We start from the raw sequence: 23,436 nt of genomic DNA on the forward strand, positions 1-23,436 counted from the left end.
GGTGGGATGGCAAGAGTGGCGCAAAAAGTGCAGTTGGGGTTTGGCCGCCGCAAGGTACCAGAGTAAGGGAGCAGCAAGATGAGCATGCAAACTGAGCCGGTGTTTGGAAAGATCATCGTCGTGGATCCCATCCCGTTTCGCGGGGGCTCCAAGGTTGCGACCGAAGTGCTGCTCGATGAGTTGGCCAAGCGGATGCCCGGGCTCACATGCCATGTGTTGACTCAGGATCCCGACTCCTGGCCCCGTTGCCAGCATCATCCTCTTTGGCTGCCCCACATATTGAAGGGGCGGGAGTCCGGCATCGGCTATCTGCTCAAACAGGGGTGGCAGACCCTGCTGATCCTCTGGCTGGTGTTGCGTCTGGGGCAGGTGAAGTGCCTGGTGGCGGCGTCCGGGCCGGGGGTGGATCTCTGTTGTTACTGGGCGGCCCGCTGGTTGCGGTGCCGGGTGGTTCAGCTGATCCATGGCCCTGTGGGGTGCTCGGGGCTCTCTGCCAGAGCACTGCAACGGGCGAGTTTTGTGTTTTATCTCGAATCGACACGCAGCTCCCTGGCGGCGTTGCTGGCCCGGCTTGGCGAGACCGAGTTCCCGTCACACTGGCAGCCATTTACCAACGGTTTGAGCGAGATTGATTGGCCCAAAGCGACCCTGGGTGGGCCCTGCATTTTGTGGGCGGCCTCGTTGCTGCGCTGGAAAGGACTGGAGACCATGCTTGCCGCCCATCAACGGATCCCTGACGCTCGCCCCGAGCTGATGGTGTGCTATCTGCAGCCCAAGGGCACGCTGCAACCCTGCAGCCAGCCTCAGCCACAGCTGCCAGATACACACTGGTATGCCAATCCCGCCAATCTTGACGAGATCCGGTCTCAATGCGGCATTTTTGTCTCCACCAGCCATCAGGAGCCGTTCGGTCTCTCCATTCTGGAGGCCATGGCGGCAGGATTATGCGTGGTGATCCCGGCTGATGGCGCCTGGTGGGACCGACACCTCACCGATGACGTGAATTGCCGCAAATATCAGCCAAACGATCCCGGCGATCTGGCGCGGGTGCTGGCAAGCCTCAATGCCATGCCCGATGTGGTCAAGCGACTTGGCTATCATGCCCGCTTGCATGCCATGGCCCATTACAACGCGGCGGATACCTACCAAAGCACACTGGATCAGTGGGAAGGCATGTTGCGATGGGATGCGTTGAGCCTTGCCGTGCATGGTTAGCGCGCAGTGGTTCCCCGTGAGGAGGATGGGGGCGTATGAGGGTCTTATGGGCAGACAGATTGCGGGAGGCTGGGTGACTCCGCCACTCTGATGCAGTTACGGCCGGATGATTTGGCGGTGTAGAGCGCAGCATCAGCCAGTTTTACCAGTTCAGACGGCTGCCGGTGACTCGATGGTCTGAGGCAGGCAACACCCATGCTAACGGTCACCAGGCCGGTGCCATTCTGTGCGTGTGGCTGCGCGAGTGCAAAAATCAGCCGCTGGATATGTTGGGCAATTTCATAGGCGGATTGACGCTCGACATGTGGCAGCAGGATGACAAATTCCTCTCCGCCGTAGCGAGCCACCAACTCCCCTGAGCGGCGCCCGGATTGCGCCAGGGTATGGGCCAGCAATCGAAGGCACTCGTCACCGGCAACGTGGCCATAGAGGTCGTTGAACTGCTTGAAATGATCGATGTCGAGCATGATGAGCGCAATCGGCATCTTTGTCTGAATACAGCGCTCCCAGGCCTGGTTCAATGAGTTGTCGAACAGACGGCGGTTGCCGATATTGGTGAGCCCGTCGGTATTGCTGAGTGCTTCCAGTTTCCGGTTCGCTTCGGCCAGCTCTTTGGTTCTGAGCTCGATAATGAGCTCCAGCTCATGCTGGCGCTCCTCCAGATTGGTCATCGGATAGATTTCGTTCTCGCGAGCCAGACCGTAAGGGATGGAGATACTGCTGTGAGCAATTTTCCACTCTATGGCTTCATGCCGAAACATCAGCACCAGTCTGGCAGTTTGCCGAGACAGGATAGGTTCGGATTTCGGTAGATGGATATGGAAGAAGGCGGTGACAGCCACCACATCCGCGGCCAGATCTTGCAGGGTTACATCGAGTATTTCCAGGCGGATCCTGTCCGGGATCTGGGCAAAATCGCGGCGGGTTATCCGTATCCACTCATCCCTATCGGTAACCAGAACATCATTGCTGCCGGCAAAACCGCTGAAATTGTCGCTAAACCGCGTGGTGAGCCGATCATCCCGTGATGAATACAGCTCGATGTACTCATCAAACAGTGAGCGGATCAACAGTTCCCGTTCAGTGGTCATTGCACTGGGTCCATGTGAAGTAGTCACGTTTTTCAAACGTTCGATTGAACTATAGTCAATTATGTCATTTTAATTGGCTATCTATTTTGATTTTTCTCGTTTTTTTGTTCGATTACCGTTATTGGCAAGTGTCCGTAAGGTCAGTCAGAACAAGGTACCATGGAGAGGATTAGCATGGCTGTCCGGTGCATATCCTCCTCATCTCTATTACGCATCGGGGTGACCACCGGTGACAAGACGGCGGGTCTGCATGCAGATCCCCAGACTGCAGGCATCAGGTAACCCAGAGTGCCTCGCGGCGATCAATGGCTGGCGAGATAGGGGCTGATATCCACCTCGTCAATGAGCTCCGAGCTCATGTAACGCTTGGCATAGCGCAGGTAGACGCCAGAGCGGAGAAAGAGCGCAAACAGCTCGGGGTCGATATGGTGATCCTGTTGCATGAATCCCATGATGCGGATGGCCTCCGAGAGAGATTTGGCTTTCTTGTAGGGGCGATCGCCGGCGGTCAGCGCCTCGAAGATATCGGCGATGGCCATCATCCGGGCAGGGATGCTCATCTCGTCCCGTTTCAGCCGCTTGGGATAACCAGTGCCATCCATCTTCTCATGGTGTCCCCCTGCGATTTCCGGCACCTGTTTCAGGTTGGCGGGGAAGGGGAGTTTTTCGAGCATGATGATGGTCTGGATCATGTGCTCGTTGATCTTGTAGCGCTCCTCATCTGTGAGGGTGCCCCGGCGGATGGCGAGGTTGTAGAGCTCGCCGCGGTTATAGAGGTATTCAGGGGTGTTGACCTGAAATCCCCAAGGGTTGTCAGGGGCAAGGCGGTCGCGGTTGCTGCGGGTGAAGAGGTGATCCGGGCGATCGGCCAACAAGGGTTCGGTGACCGGCAGCGGTGACTCCGCGGCCCGCTGTTTGCGCGCCAGTTCATCCTGAGAGATCCCAATCCGATCGGAGAGCGTGCGCTGCCAGGTGCGGCCCGCGATCTGCAGCAGCCTTGCAATATCCTCTGTGGCCATAAATTCGCCCCCTTCGTTGCAATGGGCGATAAAGGCAAACTCCTCATCCAGCTGTTGCCATTGCTGTTGCAGCGTGGCCTGTAACGTGGCCTCATCACCCCCATGGAGACGTGCCTGCCAGTAGGCAATCTCGGCATCCCGTTTCAGCACTTCAAAGCGCATCCTGACCTCGTGAATGCGATCGCACAGGGTTTCCAGCTTGGTGGCCTTGTCGACCACAAACTCCGGAGTGGTGACTTTGCCGCAGTCGTGCAGCCAAGCCGCGATATGTATTGCTTCCCACTGTTTTTCATCGAGCGAGAAGTGTTGGAAGGGGCCCTCCTTGGCCTCACATGCCGCTTCTGCCAGCATCTTGGTCAGTTCGGGGACTCGTTGACAGTGGCCACCGGTATAGGGGCTCTTGGCATCGATGGCCCCTGCGATGAGCTGGATAAAGGCTTCCAGCAGATTGCGCTGCTCCTCCAGCAGTCGCTGGGTGGTGAGTGCCACGGCGGCGGTAGAAGAGAGCGCGTTGACAAATGCCATCCGCTGCGGGGTCAGGGACTTCTTCCGTTCATCGATCAAAAACACCAGGGTGCCGAGCAGTTGGCCATCACGGTTTTTCAGGCCAATCGGCCAGAAGGTCAGCGGCGTGTCGCTCTCCTCAATGTAGGGAAACAGGATCTGCAATTCGCTGGTGACCAACGCAACGGGTTCCAGTTCTACTCCTTGCAAGCTCTGGAACAGTGGGTGTTTTGGCTGATTGAGGGTTCCGATACTGTGGAGCGGCGTTTGCTCCTGCACCTCGCCATTCCAGCACAACCCTGCCAGAGACAGCGTCTTGTTGCCGCTATCGGAGAGGTAGAGCATGCAGCCTGTTGCACCGGTCAGTTGCTGCATTTCGGTGAGCAGCCGCACCAGCAAGCGGGGGAAACTGGTCTCGCTGGAGAGGGAGGTGGAAAGCTGCAAAAAGCGCTGGATGGTCGATTTCATGTCGCCCATGGCTTGGGAGAGATCGATGATTTCAGCAATATAGGAGTTGACCCTGATCGGGTCGTTGAAGTCGAAGTGGGCGATTTTTCCTGCTTCTTCTGTCAGATCATCAAGGGGCCTGGCGGCGGTTCTGGCCAGCTTGATAGCCGCGAACAGGGCAAAGATCAGGAAGATGCCCGACAGAAGGAAGGTCTGATTGCGAATGGTGATGACCTTGGCCAGCAGTTCATCGACAGGCGCCGCAATCCAGAGTGATTGTCGTGACTCATCCGCTTCCGGCAGCTCAATATGCATACCTTGCCAATCTCGACCGTCTGATTGAAACGTCAGTTTATCGATCTTCTGGCGTTGGCTGGCATCGATGAGTCGTGGAAGCATCGGAAGGTCGGCCTCCGCTATCTTGGCCAGTCTAAAGGTGCCGTTCTCACCGTGAATGATCATCCCGCCCTTATGGCTGGTCATCAGTTCTCCCCGATCATTGACAATAGCCAGCCGCATATTGGGGGTGATCATGGCGGACTTGAGCAGGCGTTCGATGGAGCGAAGGCTCATATCTACCCCGATGACGCCAGCCCCGTTTTGCATCGGTTTGGCAACACTCACGTTGACTTCCCGGGTATCGAGCGTGATGTAGGGTGGTGTCTGAACCAGTCGCCCGGCCTGCTTGGCCTGAATAAACCAGGGGCGCTCTCTGGCATCAAAGAGCTGCCCTGATACCTGTTGATGCTCGATGACGGTGAGGTTGTCGGCCAGCGCGAAGATATCGGTGAGCGTGGTTGCCTCCTGATGCCGGACGCTTTTGACGATCCAGCGGGTATTGGCAGGGGGAGTCAGATGTTGCACCTCGGTGTCGGCAGGCCAGCGCATCAGCCGGAACACATCGCCGTTGTTGTAACCGGCATAGACCCTGTTGGCCGAGGGCAGCCCTGTTAACAGGGTCGCCATATAGGGGATGTTGGCCATGCGGTCTGCCAGGGTTGTGGCCTTGGTCAAGCGCTGCTGGGCGAGCAGATTGACACTCAGGGCCGAGGAGCTAAACAGCCCTTCCAGCTCCTGGGTCGTGAGTTGGCCAATCAGGCTGAATCTCTCTTCCGCCTCTTTCATCAACATGGTTTTGGTCTGCCGATATTGGTGACCAAGGGTGATCAGGGCAAACACCAGCAGCAAGCCCAGAAACAGGTGGGCAATATGAACATACAAGGGGATAACGCGGCGAATGAGACTCATGTTATCTCCTTAATGGATGGGTTTGTTGAGTGGGGTATAAATGAGATAACCCAACAGGATAATGGGTAGCTTCATGGTGTTCGCCCTTGCTGCTTGCATTAAAGATACCCCGTTGCGTAAACCACCAGATGACGATAAATGGAAAGGGGTGATAAATCCTTTTTTTATTCACCCATCGCAGTAGCCAAAAATGATCCACGGCGATGTTACCGCTGAGTACTGTGATCGTGATTCTTTTCACTCTGGATATGGATTGAAACCCTCTTTTTGCGGGAAGTGCGCCGAGATATTCAGCAGCCGGGTCTCTTCATCCAGCGACACAGTGACGGTGGCGCCATGGGCTTCCAGCATGATTTTGCCATGATAGCCATTGTGACTGTGTGCTTCTTTGTTGTTATTAGAGGATGGGAATCTGTCGAACAGAGAGAGGACATTGTTGATATCCAGCAAGGTCGAGCTATCAATATTTAAAATAATGCTGTCGGGGTATTTCAGACAGACAATTTCCACGCAGGAGGAGGGCGCCGCATGCTCACAAGCGAGCCGTGTCAATATTTGAAACGCGGAATAACAGAGAAATTCGTCACCTGCGATGAATAGCTCGTCATAGAGGTAATTTTTGGGTTTGGTCAGCTTGATATCGAGCTTTTTCCCGGCATAGAGATTTTTGAATTGCACCGAAAGCCGATTGAAAATATTAAAGAGCTGGACTTTACCCGCTTTCAACACAAAGGTGCCGGTTTCAATCTGGTAGATCTCGCTGGCCAGCCGGGTCAACGCCAGCGCATCGCCCACCGATTTTCTGGTGATGGAGAGCTGGGTTTTTTGGAGCATGTTGAGCGATGAGTCGGCCGCCAGCTCTTCCAGCAGGTGTAGCGCGTTGAGCAGGGGTTCCCGAATTTCATAGCGGATATTGAACTCGAGGCTCTCTTTGAGCGCGTTGAGCTCAAGCATCTGATCGAACTCTTTTTGCAGATCTCTTCTGGCATGCACCAGCCGCATCAAATTGGCAATGCGAAAACGCAGCATCTCGATGTCGATCGGCTTGGTGATAAAATCGACAGCTCCGAGTTTCATCGCCCGTTTACGGGAATAGATATCATCCAGTGCCGTCATAAAGACGATGGGAATGTGTTCTGAGTGGGGATGTTCACGCAAAATTCTGGCAACATCGAATCCGTTCAGATTGGGCATCATGATATCGAGCAGCACCAGATCAGGGGGATTATTCGACTGGCAGATCCTGATCGCTTTCTCGCCATCCTTGACCAACTTGAGATGAAACTCTTTGCGAAATACCGAGGTGATCAGCATCAAATTATCTGGAACATCGTCAACCACCAGAATGGTGGGACTATCCTGATTGCTGGCGACCAGATCGCTGTTGGAAAAACGGTGCAAACGACCGAATTCAAATTGTGAAAGTGGGGGCTGCGACTGGCTGGTTGCCAACAGCAGCCGAGTGATCCTGGTTTTAAGGGTATCGGGCTTGAGCGGGGTCAAGATAATGTCAGAGACTTTCGCCTGGACAAATTGTTCGATCAATGGGCGATCTGTCCCTGAGGTCAGGGTCAAAAATGGCAGTGTGTGATGAGGTGCCCTACTGCGAATATTTTTCAGCAGCGTGAGCAAGTTTGCCGAATCGAGATCGATATTGCAGATGATCATGGCGGCAGGGCCATCAGCCACGCAACGTTCCAGCGCCTCGACACTCTCCACCACCGTAATCTGGCTTATGCCAATGGCTCGTAACTGATTGCATAGCGCATCGCTGTGCACATTATCTTTTTCCAGTACCAGCGTGGGTCCGGAAATTATTTTTGCTATGTCCATATGGCTTTCTGATGTGCCCATCTGTCGCTGTATCCTGCCAGCTCATTTTGAGCATGATAATATAGGGTGCATGACCCTGGTCAACCGATACCTCTGCTACCTTGCGCTGGAAATATAAATCTGCAAGCTGGCTCATCACCCAACGTGATAAAGAGAGCAATCCGATATCACCATACCGTTGGTGCTGACCCATCTTCTGATGGTGTACAACCGCCATTACCCCATAGCCACTTTTTTCTTGTATCCGGTTTATCCCTTGTGAGTTGCTGGCTCCTGTCGGGTTGTGCGCACATTTCAACCGGGTTGTCATGGCTGCCTGTCGGGGGATCAGTTATGGTGTGAGAAAGGTTGGCAAGGGTCGCCATCCTCCATCTTGGCAGGGAGAATCACGAGATATGGAACATCTTGCCCCGAACGCGGCTCATCCTATGGTGCCGCTGGTTGATGATAAGAGTGGATGCCACAAGTTGATGAATGCGCTGCTCGGTGAGCGCCTTTTATTGCACGTCTTCTCCTGTGAGGCGGTGCTGATGATGGCCAGACAGAACGATGGAGCATGCTATCAACCATGAAATCCCGTCTCTGGCACATTGCTGCCGTGCTGTTGCTCTCCCTGATGGTGGCCACACTGGTCGATGCCTTCTATCTGGAACTGGAGCGGCAGGAGTATCGCCAGTCGCTGGATACCCGCATTCAGCGCGAGGGCGAGAATTTGCAGCAACTGACCCTATCAAGCAAGGGGATGGGGGCGGTGCAACTGGCTGGCCGCCTAAACCGCGAGATCCAGCAATCGTCACTGCTCGAGCGGGGGGATCTGAGCCCGAGCGAAGCACTGCAGGTGCTGGCGCAGGGGGTGAAGGCCAATCATGCCTTTGTTACCAATAAAGCAGGGGTAATTGTCCGTGATTGGGATGCGCTTGGCCGCCATGTCGTCGGGCAGGATGTGTCGTTTCGCTCCTACTTCAGGCAAGGGCTCAAGGGGCTGGAAACAGTAGATGCCGGGGTTAGCCTCAATACCGGCAAGCGGATGATCTATGTGGCTGCGCCAGTCTCTCACGATCGGGCGCAAGGAAGCGACATTACCGGGGTGGTGGTAGCTCGCTACGAGATGGCGCTGCTCGATACCTTTCTGGCCGGGTGGGGCGATACCATCGGTTTGCTGGTCTCGCCCGACGGGGTGGTGATGGCCAGCAACAAGAGCGACTGGCAAATGGCGGTGGTGGGAGCGAACTCTGCCGTCAGGCAACAGCAACTCTTTGCCTCTCGCCTCTATGGACACTACTTTGCTCCGGATCGTCAACCGGTGATCCTGCCTGCACTCGATGACAGTGAGGTCAGGATTGGGAACGATAGCTATCTGGTGAGTCGCATGCCTCTCGAGTGGAACGATGCCAAAGGGCAGTGGACGCTGCTGCTGTTGGGCAATGTGGATCAGGTCGTGTCAGGATGGCGGCGAGTGGCCTTGTTCGGCACAGCCCTGTTGATCTGTCTGATCTCGGCCCTGCTCTGGCAGGGGCGAATGTTGCGTCGTCGCAGTATTCGCGAGCGCAACGAGCAGTTTGCCTTTCAGCAGGCGTTGATCGATACCCTGCCACATCCTCTCTTCTATACCGACAATCAGGGTCGCCTGCTGGGGGTGAATCGCGCCTTTACCAGCGCATTTGGTGGTGCCCGCCCGATCGAGGGCAAGCGGCTGGCGGAGTTGCCGCAACTGGTCGGACTGGATGCGGTGGATGAGTGCAACACATTGCAGAGGGTGGCGGGCAGTCAGGCCAGAACGCAGCATGAGGTGCGTCTGCTCTCGCCGGATGGCCGTCCTCTGGACATGCTCTATTTTCTCTCGGGGATCGAGCTTGCCGAGAGCGAGCGAAGCGGTGCGGTCGGCAGCCTGGTCGACATCACCCCGATCCGTGCCGCCGAGCAGGCCATGCGGGAGGCCCATGACCGGATAGCGGCAGATCGCCAGCGGCTGCACGAGAGCGAGCAGCGGATCCAGTCCATGGTGCGCAACGTACCGGGTATGGTCTATCGCTGTCTGCCCCATCACCCCTGGACCATGTTGTTCGTCAGCGACGAGGCGGAAAAATTGACCGGCTATCCCGCCAGCGATTTTGTCGGCGTGGGCAACAGCCGCGATTTTGGTGACTTGATCCATCCCGACGACCTCGACCTGAGCAACCGCAACACCATCGAGGCCATTGCCGAACATCGGCAATATATCAACGAGTACCGCATCTTCGATCGCTGGGGTCAGATCCGCTGGGTCTACTCCATCGGGCTCGCTACCTATGATGCCCAGGGCAAGGCCGTCTATCTGGACGGGATCATCTTCGATTTCAGCGACCGCAAGCAGGCGGAGGCCGCCATGCTTGAAGCCCGGCAGATCGCCGAAGATGCCACCCGAACCAAGAGCGAATTTTTGGCCAACATGAGCCATGAGATCCGCACGCCGATGAATGCGATCATCGGCATGGCCCATCTGGCGCTGCAAACCAGTCTCTCCCCCGAGCAGCACAACTATGTGAGCAAGATAGACAGAGCGGCGAACAACCTGCTCGGGATCCTCAACGACATCCTCGACTTCTCAAAGATGGAGGCGGGTAAGCTGCAACTGGAACAGGTGGATTTCCGGCTCAACGAGGTATTCGAGTGGCTGGCTGATCTGACGGCGTTCCGGGCGCGGGAAAAGGGGCTGGCGCTGCTGTTCGATCTGGCCGGTGATCTGCCTGACCGTTTACGCGGTGATCCCCTGCGACTTGGCCAGATCCTGCTCAACCTGACCAGCAATGCCATCAAGTTCACCGAGCAGGGAGAGGTGATCGTCCGGCTGGCACGCAGTAACGAGCGAGATGGCAAGATCTGGCTGCAGGGCAGTGTGCAGGATAGCGGTATCGGCATGACAGTCGAGCAGTGCCAGCGTCTCTTCCACTCCTTTGAGCAGGCTGACAGCTCGACCACCCGCAAATATGGTGGCACCGGTCTTGGTTTGGCTATCACGCACAATCTGGTGCAACTGATGGACGGGGAGATCCGGGTGGAGAGCTCCCCGGGGCAGGGCAGCGAGTTTCACTTCCGTATCTGTCTCGCCACCCTGGCGGATAAGGGTCATGAAGAGCAACATGTGGCCATGCCGCTGGCGCCGCAGCGTCTGCTGTTGCTGGAGCCGCGCCCTGTTTCGCGAGCGGCCATTCTCCACCAGCTGGCGGCGCTGCCCGTTGAGCTTGTCTGCGCTGACGCTCCCGCCGCGCTGCTGGCACTGCTGCATCAAGGCATCGCGGCGGGCAAACCCAGGGATCGAATTGTGCTGGGGTGGCAGGAGGGAGATGGCTGGTTGTCAGAGGTGTTGCAGGAGGTTGGCACGCTGGCAGCGCCGCCTGCGATCTTGCTGATCACCTCGAGCGAGCACGCACCGCTTGCCAGCCATTTTGCTGCGCTGGGGTTGCCGCCGTGTGATGTGCTGGCCCATCCGTTTACTCCGCAAGCACTGCGTCAGGCGCTAGCGGGCGATGCCATGGGACGGGAGGCGTTATCGGATGCAAGCCCCCATCATCAGGTTGCGCTGCCTGCTCATGGGCTGGCGGGGGCTCGTCTGCTGTTGGTGGATGATAACGACATGAACCGGGAGGTGGCGCTGGCCCTGCTGGGCAAGGAGCAGATCTCCCTGGTCTGTGCTTGCGATGGGGCACAGGCGCTCACCCTGCTGGCGCAAGATCGCGGGTTTGACGGTATCCTGATGGATTGCCAGATGCCGGTGATGGACGGGTACACCGCGACCCGGTTGATCCGCGCCGATCCGGCGCTGGCCCGGATCCCCATTATCGCCATGACCGCCAGCACCATGGCCGGGGATAAAGAGAAGGCGCTGGCGGCAGGCATGAATGACCACATCGCCAAACCCTTGAATATGCCGCTGTTGCTGGCGACCCTCTCGCACTGGATCACACCCGCCAGACCGCTGGCTGCCGCCAGCAAGTTGAAGGTGACTGACGATGCGACCCCTTGGCAAGGCGTGCCCGGCCTTGACGTGCAGCGGGGCATGGCCGTGATGGGGGGCGACAGTGCGCTCTACCGCAATATGTTGCAGCGCTTTTGTAACGGGCAGCAGGGGTTTGAAGGCAGTTTCCACTCGGTGTGGGTGTCGGATGACAAAGTCACGGCCCGGCGTCTGGCTCACACCCTCAAGGGCAGTGCCAGCACCATAGGGGCGACCGGTGTGGCGGAGCAGGCGGCGCTGCTCGAGCGCGCCTGTGAAGAGGGGGATGATGCAGGGGTTTCAACCCGCTTGCCATCCCTGATGGCCGAGCTGACGCCGCTGCTGTCTGGGCTGGAAGCTGCGCTGGCAGATTCCTCCGTGACGGTGGCTGCTCCCCGAGGCATCGATGCCGAGATACTGGCGGCACAACTGCAGCAGTTGGGGGCCTTGCTGGCACAGAGCGATGCCCAGGCGTTGGCGCTCTGTCAGCAGATAGAGGCTGATCTGGCTGGCAGTGCATCGCCGCTGCGTGCTGCATTTCAAGAGGTGAGCCGGGCGGTCAACGAGTTCGAGTTTGATCAGGCGCTGCAGTTGCTGGCGCCACTGCTCGGCTGATGATTAACACGCCTCTCATTTGCCATCATCATCCCTGCTAATTTTTTTTGGTCGCTATTGAACAAGAATAATTATCATCTTTATCGATGGGGATGGATATTTACGCTCTGGTTAATTACTCAGGGTGACGTGAAGGTAAATAGTGTGAATGCTGGCGGTAACATCTGTAACCGGATGAGCGAATGTATCGCGAGTTAAATATGATTACTATGTTGCAGACAGCCGACATCCTCACTTTTTCTCTCACCATTAATTTGAATGCAGATTCATGTTGGTGCGTAAACATATCCGCGTGCGCGATATTTTACTCATCAGTATGCAAGTCAATAAAGAGTGGAGGAGGTCATAGTGATTCTGCATATCTCGGCGGCATCTTTTTATTAAGCTGTGTTAAACGTCAGGGAGGCCAAGCGGGGTTGTACTGTGTAGGCTAGCAGGAGCAATCATCGCCCTGCAGCGCAGGTAAGATGCAAGCAGACACCAAGCGACATGCAGGGAAATCGTGCCGTGCCTTACAGGCTGTGCTTGCTACCGGTGGCAGCTGGCCGTGAGACCGTTCTGGTGTGGGGAGGTAAGTCAGGTGGTTGTCCCGTGGATGACCGCATGAAATATGCAATGAGGTGAGTAAAGATATATTCAATGGATCATTTATTGGTGGGCATCAGTATTGTTAAAAGAACGGCATAGCCGAGATTTCAGTCATGTTAATTTGGCTCGCAGTGAAAGAGAGGATATGTGGTGATTAATTATTTAATGTCCAATTAAGTTCATAAAATTTACGGGGCTGCAAAATATCTCTTTGGGGGTAATTAATTTCATTTGTGATGTGGCTCGCGATGAAAATAGGGGTAAGCCGGTCGAAATTGATAGAGATCAATACTGCAGGGGGGGTGAGTCCTTAGCATTTCCGCTATTAAGCATTTATCAAACAAGTGCTCACTACGGGAATAAGTAGAATGGTCGAGGATAATTTTTTATCGGCTCATGGGATTAATCGCCGTGATTTTATGAAATTGTGTGCCGGGATGGCCGCAACCCTGGGATTAAGTCAGCATGCCGTCGCCAAGATGGCCACTGCGCTCACCAGCCCCGAACGGCCGCCGGTGATCTGGATTGGGGCGCAGGAGTGCACCGGTTGTACCGAATCGCTGCTGCGCGCCACCCACCCCACCATCGAGAACCTGATCCTCAATACCATTTCGCTGGAGTACCACGAGGTGCTCTCGGCGGCCTTTGGTCATCAGGCGGAAGAGAACAAGCACAACGCCATGACCCGCTACAAGGGCAAGTATGTGCTGGTAGTGGATGGCTCCATTCCGCTCAAAGATGGCGGCATCTACTGCATGGTGGCCGGTGAGCCCATCGTCGACCATATTCGCCGCGCGGCTGCCGATGCGGCTGCCGTCATTGCCATCGGCTCCTGTGCCGCCTGGGGCGGCGTCCCCGCCAGTGGTGGTAACCCGACCGGCGCCGTCAGCCTGGAAGAGGCGCTCGGCAATATCGGTACTCCCATCATCAATATCCCGGGCTGCCCGCCCAATCCCCACAACTTCCTTACTACGGTCGCCTACTACATCACCTATGGCAAGCTGCCGGCGCTCGATGCCAAGAATCGCCCGCTGTTTGCCTATGAGCGGCTCATCCACGAAAACTGCGAGCGCCGTCCGCACTTCGACGCAGGGCGTTTTGCCAAGGAGTTCGGTGATGAGGGTCACCGTCAGGGCTGGTGTCTCTATCATCTGGGCTGCAAGGGGCCGGAGACCTACGGCAACTGCTCGACCCTGGAGTTCTGCGATATCGGTGGTGGCATCTGGCCCGTTGGCATCGGTCATCCCTGCTACGGCTGCAACGAACAGGGTGTCGGTTTCAGCAAGGGGATCTTCCAGCTTGCCAAGGTTGAGAATCCGACCCCGCGGGTCAACAAGCCCGATGTGGCCATTCAGGAGGGGGGTCATATCTCCCCCACTTCCACCGCGCTGATCGGCGGTGCCCTCGGGGTGCTGGTCGGGGTGAGTCTGATGACGGTGCGTGAACTCGGTCGCCAGCAGAAGCGCCATGAAGCCGGGCAGCATCCGTCACGGGAGGAGTAACCGTGAACAGACGCAACTTCCTCAAATTTGCCTCTGTCGGCGCGCTGGCAGCCGGGGCCTCCGTGCCCGGCACCGCACTGGCGGCTGCCAAAAACAAACCACCCATTCCCGGTGCGCTTGGCATGCTCTACGACTCCACCCTCTGTGTCGGTTGTCAGGCCTGCGTGGCGGAGTGCCAGCGCCTTAACGGCAACCCGGCCAATCCGGCGGGCGAGCAGACCTGGTCCAACAACGACAAGCTGAGCCCCTACACCAACAACATCATTCAGGTGTGGAAGAGCGGCGCGGGCGAGCACAAGGATCAGCTGGTGGATGGCTACGCCTACATCAAGAAGCAGTGCATGCACTGCGTCGATCCCAACTGTGTTTCCGTCTGCCCGGTGCAGGCCCTTAAAAAAGATCCCAAGACCGGCATCGTTCACTACGACCCGAGCGTCTGTACCGGTTGTCGTTACTGCATGGTGGGCTGCCCGTTCGACGTGCCCAAATATGACTACGACAACCCGTTCGGGGCGATCCACAAGTGCGAGCTCTGCAACCAGAAGGGGCTTGAACGGATTGATCAGGGCAAATTGCCCGGCTGTGTCGAGGTGTGCCCGACAGGCGCCGTCATCTTCGGCACCCGGGAGGAGCTGATGGCTGAGGCCAGGCGTCGCCTGCTGGCGACCCCGGGCAGCGAATATGCCTACCCGCGCCAGACCCTCAAGGCCAACGACCCCTACCTGCACGAAGTGCCCAACTACCAGCCTTACGTCTATGGCGAGAAGGAGGGGGGCGGCACCCAGGTGCTGGTGCTGGCCGGGGTGCCCTATACCAAGCTCGACATGCCCGACCTGCCGGAGCTCTCCTCCGGAGCCCGCTCCGAGCATATCCAGCACACCCTCTACAAGGGGATGGTGCTGCCCATGGTGGTGCTGACTGGCCTTTCGGTGCTCATTCGCCGCAACACCAAGAATGGTCACGATCACCATCATGATGATGGCCATGATCAGGGGAGTACGCGGATCAAGGATCAGGGCACCACAAAGGGAGGCAAGGATAATGAGTAATCACAAGGCGTATCCCCTCGGCGGCAAGCTGGTCAGCTGGCCTGTGCTGGTGCTGGCCCCCTTTGCCGTGCTGTGCGGCATGTTGATTTTAAAACGCCTCGTCTTCGGGCTGGGTTCGGTCACCGACCTGAATGGCGGCTACCCATGGGGACTCTGGATCTCGTTCGATCTGCTGATCGGCACCGGTTTCGCCTGCGGCGGCTGGGCACTGGCCTGGGCGGTTTATGTGTTCAACCGGGGCGAGTATCACCCGCTGGTGCGACCGGCCCTGTTGGCGAGCCTGTTTGGCTACTCGCTCGGTGGCCTCTCCATTACCATCGACGTGGGGCGTTACTGGAACCTGCCGTACTTCTACCTGCCCGGTCACTTCAACACCTCCTCGGTGCTGTTCGAGACGGCGGTCTGCATGACCATCTATATCGGGGTGATGGCGCTGGAGTTCGCCCCCGTGCTGCTGGAGAAGTTCGGCTGGAAGGCGTCACTCATTCGCCTCAACAAGATCATGTTCTTCGTGCTGGCGCTGGGGGCTCTGTTGCCCACCATGCACCAATCCTCCATGGGCTCGTTGATGATAGTGGCGGGGGAGAAGATCCATCCGCTCTGGCAAAGCTATGAGCTACTGCCGGTCTTTTCGCTTCTGACCGCATTCATCATGGGCTTTTCCATCGTGGTGTTTGAGGGCTCTCTGGTGCAGGCGGGGCTGGCGGGGCGTGGCCCCAACGAGAAGCCGCTCTTCTACAAACTGACCCAGGTGATCGACATCTTCCTGATCCTGTTTGTGGCGTTGCGCTTTGCCGAGATCGTCATCCACGACAAGTCGGAATACCTTTCCGAGTTCAACCGCTACTCCATTCTGTTCTGGAGCGAGATCGCGCTGATGATCTTCCCGCTGCTGGTGTTCCACTGGGACAAGAGCCGCCGGGACTCGCGCATGCTCTTTCTGGGGGCCCTCAGCATGCTGCTGGGCGCAGCCCTCTGGCGACTGGATTACTCCCTGATCGCCTTCAACCCCGGCAATGGCTACCACTACTTCCCCTCCGCGACGGAGGTGCTGATCTCCCTTGGCTTTGTTGCCATCGAAGTGTGTGCCTATTTGCTGCTGATCCGGCTGTTGCCGGTACTGCCATCACTTGAACGTGTTCACCAAGATTATCAGGCCCGAGGGAAAGCCAACGTATGAGCCAACGTATCACCATAGACCCCATCACCCGCATCGAGGGTCACCTTCGTATCGACTGTGAAATCGAAGGCGGCGTTGTCACCAAGGCCTGGTCGTCCGGCACCATGTGGCGCGGGATGGAGGAGATCGTCAAGGGCAATGACCCGCGCGATGCCTGGATGATAGTGCAGCGCATTTGCGGGGTGTGCACCTCCATTCACGCCATCGCCTCGGTGCGGGCGGTGGAGAACGCCATCGGCGCCAAGGTGCCGGTCAATGCCCAGTACATCCGCAACCTCATCATCGCGGCCCACAACATCCACGATCACATCGTCCACTTCTACCAGCTCTCCGCGCTGGACTGGGTGGACATCACCGCGGCCCTTGAGGCCAATCCGCAAAAAGCGGCGGACATGCTCAAGGGGGTATCGACCTGGTCCCTCAACAGTGCCGACGAGCTGACCAAGGTGCAGGATAAAATTCGCGCGTTGGTAGCCAGCGGCCAGCTTGGCATCTTTGCCAACGGCTACTGGGGTCACAAGGCGATGAAGCTGAGCCCGGAGGTGAACCTCATCGCCGTGGCCCACTATCTGCAGGCACTGGAGTGCCAGCGCGATGCCAACCGCATTGTCGCCATCCTCGGCGGTAAAACCCCCCACATCCAGAATCTGGCGGTGGGTGGCGTGGCCAACCCGATCAATCTGGATGCGCCGAGCGTACTCAACCTCGAACGGCTGCTCTATGTGAAGAGCTTCATCGACCGGCTCGGCGAGTTTATCGAACAGGTCTACAAGGTGGATGCCGCCATCATCGCCGCTCACTACCCCGAGTGGCTGAGTCTGGGGCAGGGGGCCAAGCACTACCTGAGCGTGCCCGAACTCCCCACCGACGCCGACGGCGGCAGCTTCTTGATGCCGGGCGGCTATATCGAGAATGGTAATCTGACGGGATATCGCCCCATCGAGAGCCATCAGGATGGCTGGCTGATGGACGGCATCGCCGAGAGCAACAAGCACGCCTGGTACAAGGATGACGAGCCCCTCAAACCCTGGGAGGGCAAGACCGAGCCCGATTACACCGGCTGGCAGGATGACGGCAAATACTCCTGGGTCAAATCCCCCACCTTCTACGGCAAGGTGGTGGAGGTGGGGCCGCTCGCAGACCTCTTGGTGAAGCTTGCCGCCAAACACCCGGAGACGGTGGCGCATTTCGAGCAGCTGAACGGCATCTACAAGGCGCTCACCGGCTCGGCCATCAAGACCGAACAGCTGCACTCCACCATGGGCCGCATCATCGGTCGCGCGGTGCGCTGCTGCGTGCTCAAAGATACCCTGTCCCATCAATGGAAGGCGCTGGTGGACAACATCGGCAAGGGGGATACCACCGCCTATATCAAGGCCGAGATCCCGGCGGATAAAGAGTTTCGCGGGGTGGGCTTTGAAGAGGCGCCGCGTGGCATGCTCTCCCACTGGATCGTCATCAAGGATGGCAAGATCGAGAACTATCAGGCGGTGGTGCCATCGACCTGGAACTCGGGCCCGCGCAACTTCAACGATGAACCCGGCCCCTACGAGCAATCGCTGGTGGGCACCCCGGTAGCCGATCCGGCCAAGCCGCTGGAAGTGGTGCGCACCGTTCACTCGTTCGACCCCTGCATGTCCTGCGCAGTGCATGTGGTGGATACCCAAAATGGTGAAACGACTCAGGTGAAGGTGCTGTGATGAACACCCTGATCCTGGGCGTGGGCAACCTGCTGTTGAGCGATGAGGCGGTGGGGGTTCGCATCGTCGAGGCGCTGGGGCGCGAATACCGTTTCGCCCCCGGCATCGAGCTGCTCGACGGCGGTACCGCCGGCATGGAGTTGCTCGAAGCGATGGCCAGTCGCGATCACATCATTCTGGTGGATGCGGTGCGCAGCGGTAATCCGCCGGGCACAGTGGTGACCCTGAAGGATGAGGAGATCCCGACCCTGTTTGGCCGCAAGATCTCCCCGCACCAACTGGGGTTGGCGGACGTGCTCTCGGCGCTGCACATGACGGGGGAGTCGCCAAAGCGGCTCACCCTGATCGGGGTCGAGCCCGAATCCCTCGAACCCCGTATCGGCCTCACCCCAGTGGTGGCAGCCGCCATGGGGGAGGCGACGGATCGGATTTTGACCCTGCTGGCTGCCGTTGGTGCGCCCGCCATTCCGCTCTCTGAGCAGGAGAAAGCTGAACAAGCGCGGGAGGGCCTATGGCGCAATCCCATTTAAGCGAGGCTGAGAGAGTGCAGGAGAGAATGCTGGAGAGAGTACCGGAGACAGCGCAGGAGTTTGCCGGGTTTGCCAGCAATCCTGCGCCCTTGCTGGTAGCCCAGTACGAGCGGATCGCTCGCGAAGAGATGCAGGCGCTGCCCTTCTATCACGCCAGCATGCCCATCGTGGCCGAGTGCGTGCTGTTTGAAGAGCAGTGGCTCGGCTGCGTGCTCACCCCCTGGATGCTGAGCGTGGTGGTGTTGCCGGGGCCGGATCAACTGTGGCCGGTGCGCAGCAGCAGCGATCGCCTCGCCCTGCAGCTCCCCTGCGGCAACATGACTTTTATGGTGGGTGAACTGCCCGAGACGGGACAGCTGCTGGCCTGCTCCCTGATGTCGCCGCTCGATCCCCATCTCGGGGCCGGGGAGGGGCGAGCACTGGTGAGCAGCACCCTCAAGATGCTGCTCTCCTTGCCGGTGCAGCAAGGGGCTGCCGGCGTGGATCTGGGTCGCAGACGGCTATTCGGTGCACGGCGCGGTCAACCGGCATAGTCGCTAGGTTTCACGCGAAATCAAGTTTAGAATAGGGGGCCATTTTGGCCCCTCACTCCCATGTCAAATCACGCATTCTGCCTCTTTTTTGAGTGATGATCCGTGAGTGGTACAAAACAAGAAGGATCCCCATGACTGTTCCACACAATTCCCTTCGCCATTACGCTAGATCCAGCGCTACCGTCCTGTTGACCCTGCTGCTGGGCACCGCCTCCCACGCGGCGCTGGCCGCTGCCCAACCTGTGCCTGCCGAGCTCAAGCTCGCCATCGGAGCCGAACCCACCGAAGGGTTTGACCCTTTGCTCGGCTGGAGCCACGGCAGCTACCTGCTGCTGCATAGCCCGCTGCTCAAGCAGAACGCCGATCTCAGCTGGCAGAATGTGCTCACCCAGTCGGTGACCCCGAGCAAGGATGGCAAGGGGTGGCTCATTACCCTCAAGCCTGACCTGAAATTCTCCAATGGTGCACCGCTCACCGCCGAGGATGTGGCCTTCACCTACAACAGCGCAGCCCAAGGCGGCGGCAAGATCGACATGGGCAACTTTGTCTCGGCCAAGGTGCTCTCACCCACCGAAGTTGCCATCACCCTGAGTGCTCCCCAGAGCACCTTCGTCAACGTGCTGGGATCTTTGGGGATAGTGTCGAAGCAGGATTACGACGCAAAAGCATATGCCCAAAAGCCGGTCGGTGCCGGCCCTTACCGGCTAGTGAGCTTCCTGCCCGGTCAACAGCTGGTGGTAGAGGCGAACCCCTATTACGCCGGTGGCAACAATGACTTCAAACGGCTGGTCTTTGTCTTTATCGATGAAGAGAGCGCCTACGCCGCGGCCCAGAGTAGCCAGCTCGATGTGGTGCGTATTGCCCCGTCACTGGCGCCCACAGTCCCTGCCTCCCTCAAGCTGTGGGTGCGGCCGAGCGTGGAGAACCGCGGCATCGTCTTCCCCATTCCTCCTGCTGGTAAAAAAGATGCCAAGGGTTATCCCATCGGCAACGACGTGACCTCGGATGTAGCGGTGCGCCGCGCCATCAACTACGCCATCGACCGCAAGCTGCTGGCCGATCAACTGCTGGAAGGACATGCCATCCCCGCCTACAGCGCGGTAGAAGGCCTGCCCTGGCTGAACAAAGCCACCGCCTTCAAGGATGGGGATGCGGCCCACGCCAATGCCCTGCTCGATGAGGCGGGCTGGAAGATGGGCAGTGACGGCATTCGTCACAAAGGCGACCTGCGCGCCGCCGTTACCCTCTGGTACACCAGCGGTGACAGCACCCGCCGGGATCTGGCGGAAGCGGTGCGCGCCATGCTCAAACCCATCGGCCTTGAGGTGAGCCTCAAGTCCGGCAGCTGGGAGCAGGTGGAGCGGGAGATGCACGCCAATCCGGTGCTAATGGGGTGGGGGAGTCTGGATCCTATGGAGCTCTATCACCACTACCAGAGCGGCTCCGGTGGCGTGGAGTTCTACAACCCGGGCTACTACAGCAACCCTGTGGTGGATGGCCACCTCAAGCAGGCGCTGGATGCTCCGAACTGGCAGGCGGCCGTGCCGTTCTGGCAGCAGGTGGAGTGGGATGGCAAAACCGGCGCCGGAGTGCAGGGAGATGCGGCCTGGGCCTGGCTGCTAAACGTGCAGCACACCTATCTCGCCAACCGTTGCATCGATCTTGGCAAGGGGGCGCCGGAAATCCACGGTAGCTGGTCCCTGCTCAACAACCTGCAGGATTGGCGGTGGACGTGCCGCTAAGTTCGTCCACTATGATGAGTGTCACTGTGAAAGCCCTGCTGCGTCTGGTAGGGCTTTTATGCTTGGTGTCGGTCGCGACCTTTGTGTTGCTCAGCTACTCCCCCATCGATCCCATCAAGGCCTATATCGGCAACGATCTGCTCCATGTGCCGCCCGAGCAGTACGCCCGCATCGCCGCCCGCTGGGGGCTGGATCAGCCGCTCTGGCTGCGCTACTGGCACTGGTTTAGCCAGGTGCTGCAGGGGGATCTCGGTTACTCCATGCTCTATAACGCGCCGGTGGCTCAGGTGATTGGCAGCCGCTTTGCCGCCTCCTTCCTGCTGCTGGCGGGCGCCTGGCTGCTCTCCGGCTTTTTTGGCATTCTGCTGGGGCTCTGCGCCGGTCGCTATCTCAACCGCTGGCCCGATCGCCTTATCTGCCGGTTTGCCTACCTGCTCGCCTCCCTGCCCACCTTCTGGGTCGGCCTGTTACTGCTCGCCCTGTTTGCGGTGCACTGGCCGTTGCTCCCTGTCTGCTGTGCCTGGACGCCGGGCCTCTCTGCCGATGAGGCTGACTGGGCATTGCGGTTGCGTCATCTGCTGTTGCCGGTGACCACCCTGGCGCTGCTCGGGGTGGGCAATATCGCCCTGCACACCCGGGGGCGAGTGGCCGAGGTGCTGGAGAGCGACTTTATCCGCTACGCCCGCGCTCAGGGGGATGGCGGCTGGCCCATGCTGCGTTTTCACGTGTTGCGCCACGCCCTGACTCCGGCGCTCTGCCTGCAGTTTGCCTCCCTCGGTGAGTTGATTGGCGGATCCCTGTTGGCGGAGAAGGTCTTCTCCTATCCGGGGCTTGGCCAGGCGACCGTGGATGCGGGGCTTAGGGGAGATATCCCCTTGCTGATGGGAATCGTGCTGTTCTGTACCCTGCTGGTCTTTATTGGCAATACGGTGGCCAGTTTGCTGCTGGCGCGCATCAATCGGGGTTGGGAGGGCGAGCATGCTGTTTAATCCGTTTCCCTCCATACTGCGGCTGGGTTTTGCCCTGTTCGGATTGGCGCTGCTGGCCGCCTATGGCTGGAGTTTGTCGGCTCAGGATGTGCCAATGGATCTGCTGGCGCGCCAGCAGCCCCCCTCGTTGGTCCACTGGTTCGGCACCGATCAGATGGGGCGTGATCTCTGGTTGCGGGCCTTTCAGGGCACCCTCACCAGTCTGGAGCTGGGGATCAGCACGGCCCTCTGCAGTGGCCTGCTGGCCATGGTGGCGGCAAGCGTGTCGCTCATTCACCCCAGATGTGATGCGGCGGTGCGAATGGTGATCGACGCCATGCTGGCACTGCCCCATATGCTGCTGCTGATTTTGATCTGCTTTACCGTAGGGGGGGGCATGCGCGGGGTGATCCTGGCGGTGGCCCTGACCCACTGGCCCAAGCTGGCGCTCATTCTCTGCGCCGAGGCGCGGCGGATCGCCTGCAGTGACTATGTGGTGCTGGCCCGCTGTCAGGGGATGGGGGCGCTGCGTCGCTGGCGCACCCACCTGTTGCCGGGGTTGTTGCCCCAGTGGTTTATCGGCACCTTGCTGATGTTCCCCCACGCGGTGCTGCATAGCGCGGCGCTGAGCTTTCTCGGCTTTGGGCTGGCGGCCCACGAGGCCTCCCTTGGCCTGCTGCTGGCCGATGCCCTGCGCTATCTGGCTGGTGGCGGCTGGTGGCTGGCCCTCTTCCCCGGGCTGATGCTGCTGACCTTGGTTTTACTGTTTGATCAAGCTACCCGCGCCCTGCAACAACTCTGGTTTGGGAGTGAACAATGCTGAGCTTCGACCATGTGACCATAGAAGCGGCCCACTACTCCTGGCTGGGGCGACGGCGATGGCAGCCTTTGCTGACCGATATCAGCCTGCAACTGGCGCCGGGGGAGATAGTGGCACTGGTGGGGGGGAGTGGCGAGGGCAAGAGCCTGCTGCTGCAAAGCGCCCTGACCCTGCTGCCAGACAACCTGCGGATGCGCGGCACTATTTCGCTCGATGGCGTGCCCCTGTGCGACGCCAGCCGGGCCCGTCTGCGCGGCCACACCCTCTGCTATGTGCCGCAGGGGGTGAACGCCCTCAATCCATTGCTGACGGTGGAGCGCCAGTTGGGCCGGGCGGCACGTCTCTGTGGCCAGAACGGGTCTCGCGAGCGGCTTGGCGAGCAACTGCTGCGCTATCAGCTGCCCGCTGCCACCCTGGACCGCTATCCGCGCCAGCTCTCCGGCGGCATGGCCAAGCGCATTCTGGCCTGCACCGCGGCCCTTGGCGGCGCCCGCTACATTCTGGCGGACGAGATCACCGCCTGGCTCGACGAGGGGCTGGCCTGTCTGCTGCTCGGCCAGTTGCGCGAATTGGCCAATCAGGGCAGCGGTATCCTCTGGGTGACCCACGATCTGGCGCTGGCGGCCCGCTTTGCCGATCGCATCGTGGCGCTCCATCAGGGCCAAGTGAGCGATACCTTGAGCAGCCACCATCTGCGCCAGGGGCAGGGGAGCGAGATGCTCCGTGCCCACTGGCAGGCGCTGCCGGAGTTCAACGTTCTCTTCTCTGTGCCGGAGGTGCCCTGATGTTTGAAGTACGAGATCTCACCATCGCGCAGGGGGAACGCCCCCTCTGGCAGGGGTTATCGCTGACGGTGAAAGCGGGGGAGCGGCTCGGCAT

16 protein-coding genes and 1 pseudogene are annotated in these 23,436 nt (G+C 58.9%); 14 read left to right on the plus strand and 3 right to left on the minus strand.

The features are described 5' to 3' along the window. Nucleotides 1-78 precede the first annotated feature (78 nt). Nucleotides 79-1,215 (plus strand): glycosyltransferase family 4 protein, encoded by a 1,137-nt coding sequence (locus DBR30_RS11080; protein WP_108541761.1) that lies wholly within the window; start codon nucleotides 79-81, stop codon nucleotides 1,213-1,215. 44 nt (nucleotides 1,216-1,259) lie between these two features. Here DBR30_RS11080 and DBR30_RS11085 read toward each other — a convergent pair whose 3' ends face one another. From DBR30_RS11085 to DBR30_RS11095, 3 genes are all read right to left on the minus strand, one after another. Then, nucleotides 1,260-2,306 (minus strand): diguanylate cyclase domain-containing protein, encoded by a 1,047-nt coding sequence (locus tag DBR30_RS11085; RefSeq protein WP_108541760.1) that lies wholly within the window; start codon nucleotides 2,304-2,306, stop codon nucleotides 1,260-1,262. Nucleotides 2,307-2,608: 302 nt separating this feature from the next. Next, entirely contained in the window at nucleotides 2,609-5,524 is a 2,916-nt protein-coding gene (locus DBR30_RS11090) for an HD domain-containing phosphohydrolase (protein WP_108541759.1), read from the minus strand. A gap of 237 nt (nucleotides 5,525-5,761) precedes the next feature. Then, complete coding sequence (locus tag DBR30_RS11095; protein ID WP_108541758.1) at nucleotides 5,762-7,378, minus strand: response regulator; 1,617 nt, start codon at nucleotides 7,376-7,378, stop codon at nucleotides 5,762-5,764. 374 nt (nucleotides 7,379-7,752) lie between these two features. Between DBR30_RS11095 and DBR30_RS21240 the strand changes: the two genes are divergently transcribed. From DBR30_RS21240 to DBR30_RS22770, 13 genes and pseudogenes are all read left to right on the plus strand, one after another. Then, the gene (locus DBR30_RS21240; RefSeq protein WP_181363553.1) at nucleotides 7,753-7,929 is read left to right on the plus strand and encodes a hypothetical protein; all 177 of its coding nucleotides are present in this window, start codon (nucleotides 7,753-7,755) and stop codon (nucleotides 7,927-7,929) included. After that, nucleotides 7,926-11,945: an ATP-binding protein gene (locus DBR30_RS11100; protein WP_181363554.1), complete on the plus strand. Its 4,020-nt coding sequence runs from the start codon at nucleotides 7,926-7,928 to the stop codon at nucleotides 11,943-11,945. Before DBR30_RS21240 ends, DBR30_RS11100 begins: the two co-directional genes overlap by 4 nt. Nucleotides 11,946-12,901: 956 nt before the next feature. Next, a complete protein-coding gene (hybO, locus tag DBR30_RS11105) occupies nucleotides 12,902-14,035 on the plus strand; it encodes a hydrogenase 2 small subunit (protein WP_042053845.1) in 1,134 nt (377 codons plus the stop codon). A gap of 2 nt (nucleotides 14,036-14,037) precedes the next feature. Further along, complete coding sequence (gene hybA, locus DBR30_RS11110; RefSeq protein ID WP_108541756.1) at nucleotides 14,038-15,084, plus strand: hydrogenase 2 operon protein HybA; 1,047 nt, start codon at nucleotides 14,038-14,040, stop codon at nucleotides 15,082-15,084. After that, a complete protein-coding gene (hybB, locus tag DBR30_RS11115; RefSeq protein WP_108541755.1) occupies nucleotides 15,077-16,264 on the plus strand; it encodes a Ni/Fe-hydrogenase cytochrome b subunit in 1,188 nt (395 codons plus the stop codon). Before hybA ends, hybB begins: the two co-directional genes overlap by 8 nt. Continuing rightward, entirely contained in the window at nucleotides 16,261-17,964 is a 1,704-nt protein-coding gene (hybC, locus tag DBR30_RS11120; RefSeq protein ID WP_108541754.1) for a hydrogenase 2 large subunit, read from the plus strand. The genes hybB and hybC overlap by 4 nt, the downstream gene beginning before the upstream one ends. Further along, a complete protein-coding gene (locus DBR30_RS11125) occupies nucleotides 17,964-18,494 on the plus strand; it encodes a HyaD/HybD family hydrogenase maturation endopeptidase (protein ID WP_108541753.1) in 531 nt (176 codons plus the stop codon). The genes hybC and DBR30_RS11125 overlap by 1 nt, the downstream gene beginning before the upstream one ends. Further along, entirely contained in the window at nucleotides 18,476-19,027 is a 552-nt protein-coding gene (hybE, locus tag DBR30_RS11130) for a hydrogenase-2 assembly chaperone (RefSeq protein ID WP_108541752.1), read from the plus strand. The genes DBR30_RS11125 and hybE overlap by 19 nt, the downstream gene beginning before the upstream one ends. 131 nt (nucleotides 19,028-19,158) lie before the next feature. After that, nucleotides 19,159-20,769, plus strand: a complete 1,611-nt coding sequence (locus DBR30_RS11135) for an ABC transporter substrate-binding protein (protein ID WP_108541751.1) — start codon at nucleotides 19,159-19,161, stop codon at nucleotides 20,767-20,769. Further along, a complete protein-coding gene (locus DBR30_RS11140) occupies nucleotides 20,754-21,758 on the plus strand; it encodes an ABC transporter permease (RefSeq protein WP_108541750.1) in 1,005 nt (334 codons plus the stop codon). The genes DBR30_RS11135 and DBR30_RS11140 overlap by 16 nt, the downstream gene beginning before the upstream one ends. Continuing rightward, nucleotides 21,748-22,560 (plus strand): ABC transporter permease, encoded by an 813-nt coding sequence (locus DBR30_RS11145; RefSeq protein WP_108588349.1) that lies wholly within the window; start codon nucleotides 21,748-21,750, stop codon nucleotides 22,558-22,560. The genes DBR30_RS11140 and DBR30_RS11145 overlap by 11 nt, the downstream gene beginning before the upstream one ends. After that, a complete protein-coding gene (locus DBR30_RS11150) occupies nucleotides 22,554-23,342 on the plus strand; it encodes an ATP-binding cassette domain-containing protein (RefSeq protein ID WP_108540809.1) in 789 nt (262 codons plus the stop codon). The genes DBR30_RS11145 and DBR30_RS11150 overlap by 7 nt, the downstream gene beginning before the upstream one ends. After that, nucleotides 23,342-23,436 (plus strand): annotated as a pseudogene (locus DBR30_RS22770) (ATP-binding cassette domain-containing protein); the annotation flags it as partial. The gene DBR30_RS11150 and the pseudogene DBR30_RS22770, both read left to right, overlap by 1 nt.

Source organism: Aeromonas sp. HMWF017 (assembly GCF_003061465.1).
Taxonomy (GTDB): Bacteria; Pseudomonadota; Gammaproteobacteria; order Enterobacterales; family Aeromonadaceae; genus Aeromonas; species Aeromonas veronii.

Excerpts from the sequence above, each read along its gene's own strand:
- DBR30_RS11080 (WP_108541761.1), top strand. The coding sequence starts at position 79 with ATGAGCATGCAAACTGAGCCGGTGTTTGGAAAGATCATCGTCGTGGAT.
- DBR30_RS11085 (WP_108541760.1), bottom strand. The coding sequence starts at position 2,306 with ATGACCACTGAACGGGAACTGTTGATCCGCTCACTGTTTGATGAGTAC.
- DBR30_RS11090 (WP_108541759.1), bottom strand. The coding sequence starts at position 5,524 with ATGAGTCTCATTCGCCGCGTTATCCCCTTGTATGTTCATATTGCCCAC.
- DBR30_RS11095 (WP_108541758.1), bottom strand. The coding sequence starts at position 7,378 with ATGGGCACATCAGAAAGCCATATGGACATAGCAAAAATAATTTCCGGA.
- DBR30_RS21240 (WP_181363553.1), top strand. The coding sequence starts at position 7,753 with ATGGAACATCTTGCCCCGAACGCGGCTCATCCTATGGTGCCGCTGGTT.
- DBR30_RS11100 (WP_181363554.1), top strand. The coding sequence starts at position 7,926 with ATGAAATCCCGTCTCTGGCACATTGCTGCCGTGCTGTTGCTCTCCCTG.
- hybO (WP_042053845.1), top strand. The coding sequence starts at position 12,902 with ATGGTCGAGGATAATTTTTTATCGGCTCATGGGATTAATCGCCGTGAT.
- hybB (WP_108541755.1), top strand. The coding sequence starts at position 15,077 with ATGAGTAATCACAAGGCGTATCCCCTCGGCGGCAAGCTGGTCAGCTGG.
- hybC (WP_108541754.1), top strand. The coding sequence starts at position 16,261 with ATGAGCCAACGTATCACCATAGACCCCATCACCCGCATCGAGGGTCAC.
- DBR30_RS11125 (WP_108541753.1), top strand. The coding sequence starts at position 17,964 with ATGAACACCCTGATCCTGGGCGTGGGCAACCTGCTGTTGAGCGATGAG.
- hybE (WP_108541752.1), top strand. The coding sequence starts at position 18,476 with ATGGCGCAATCCCATTTAAGCGAGGCTGAGAGAGTGCAGGAGAGAATG.
- DBR30_RS11135 (WP_108541751.1), top strand. The coding sequence starts at position 19,159 with ATGACTGTTCCACACAATTCCCTTCGCCATTACGCTAGATCCAGCGCT.
- DBR30_RS11145 (WP_108588349.1), top strand. The coding sequence starts at position 21,748 with ATGCTGTTTAATCCGTTTCCCTCCATACTGCGGCTGGGTTTTGCCCTG.
- DBR30_RS11150 (WP_108540809.1), top strand. The coding sequence starts at position 22,554 with ATGCTGAGCTTCGACCATGTGACCATAGAAGCGGCCCACTACTCCTGG.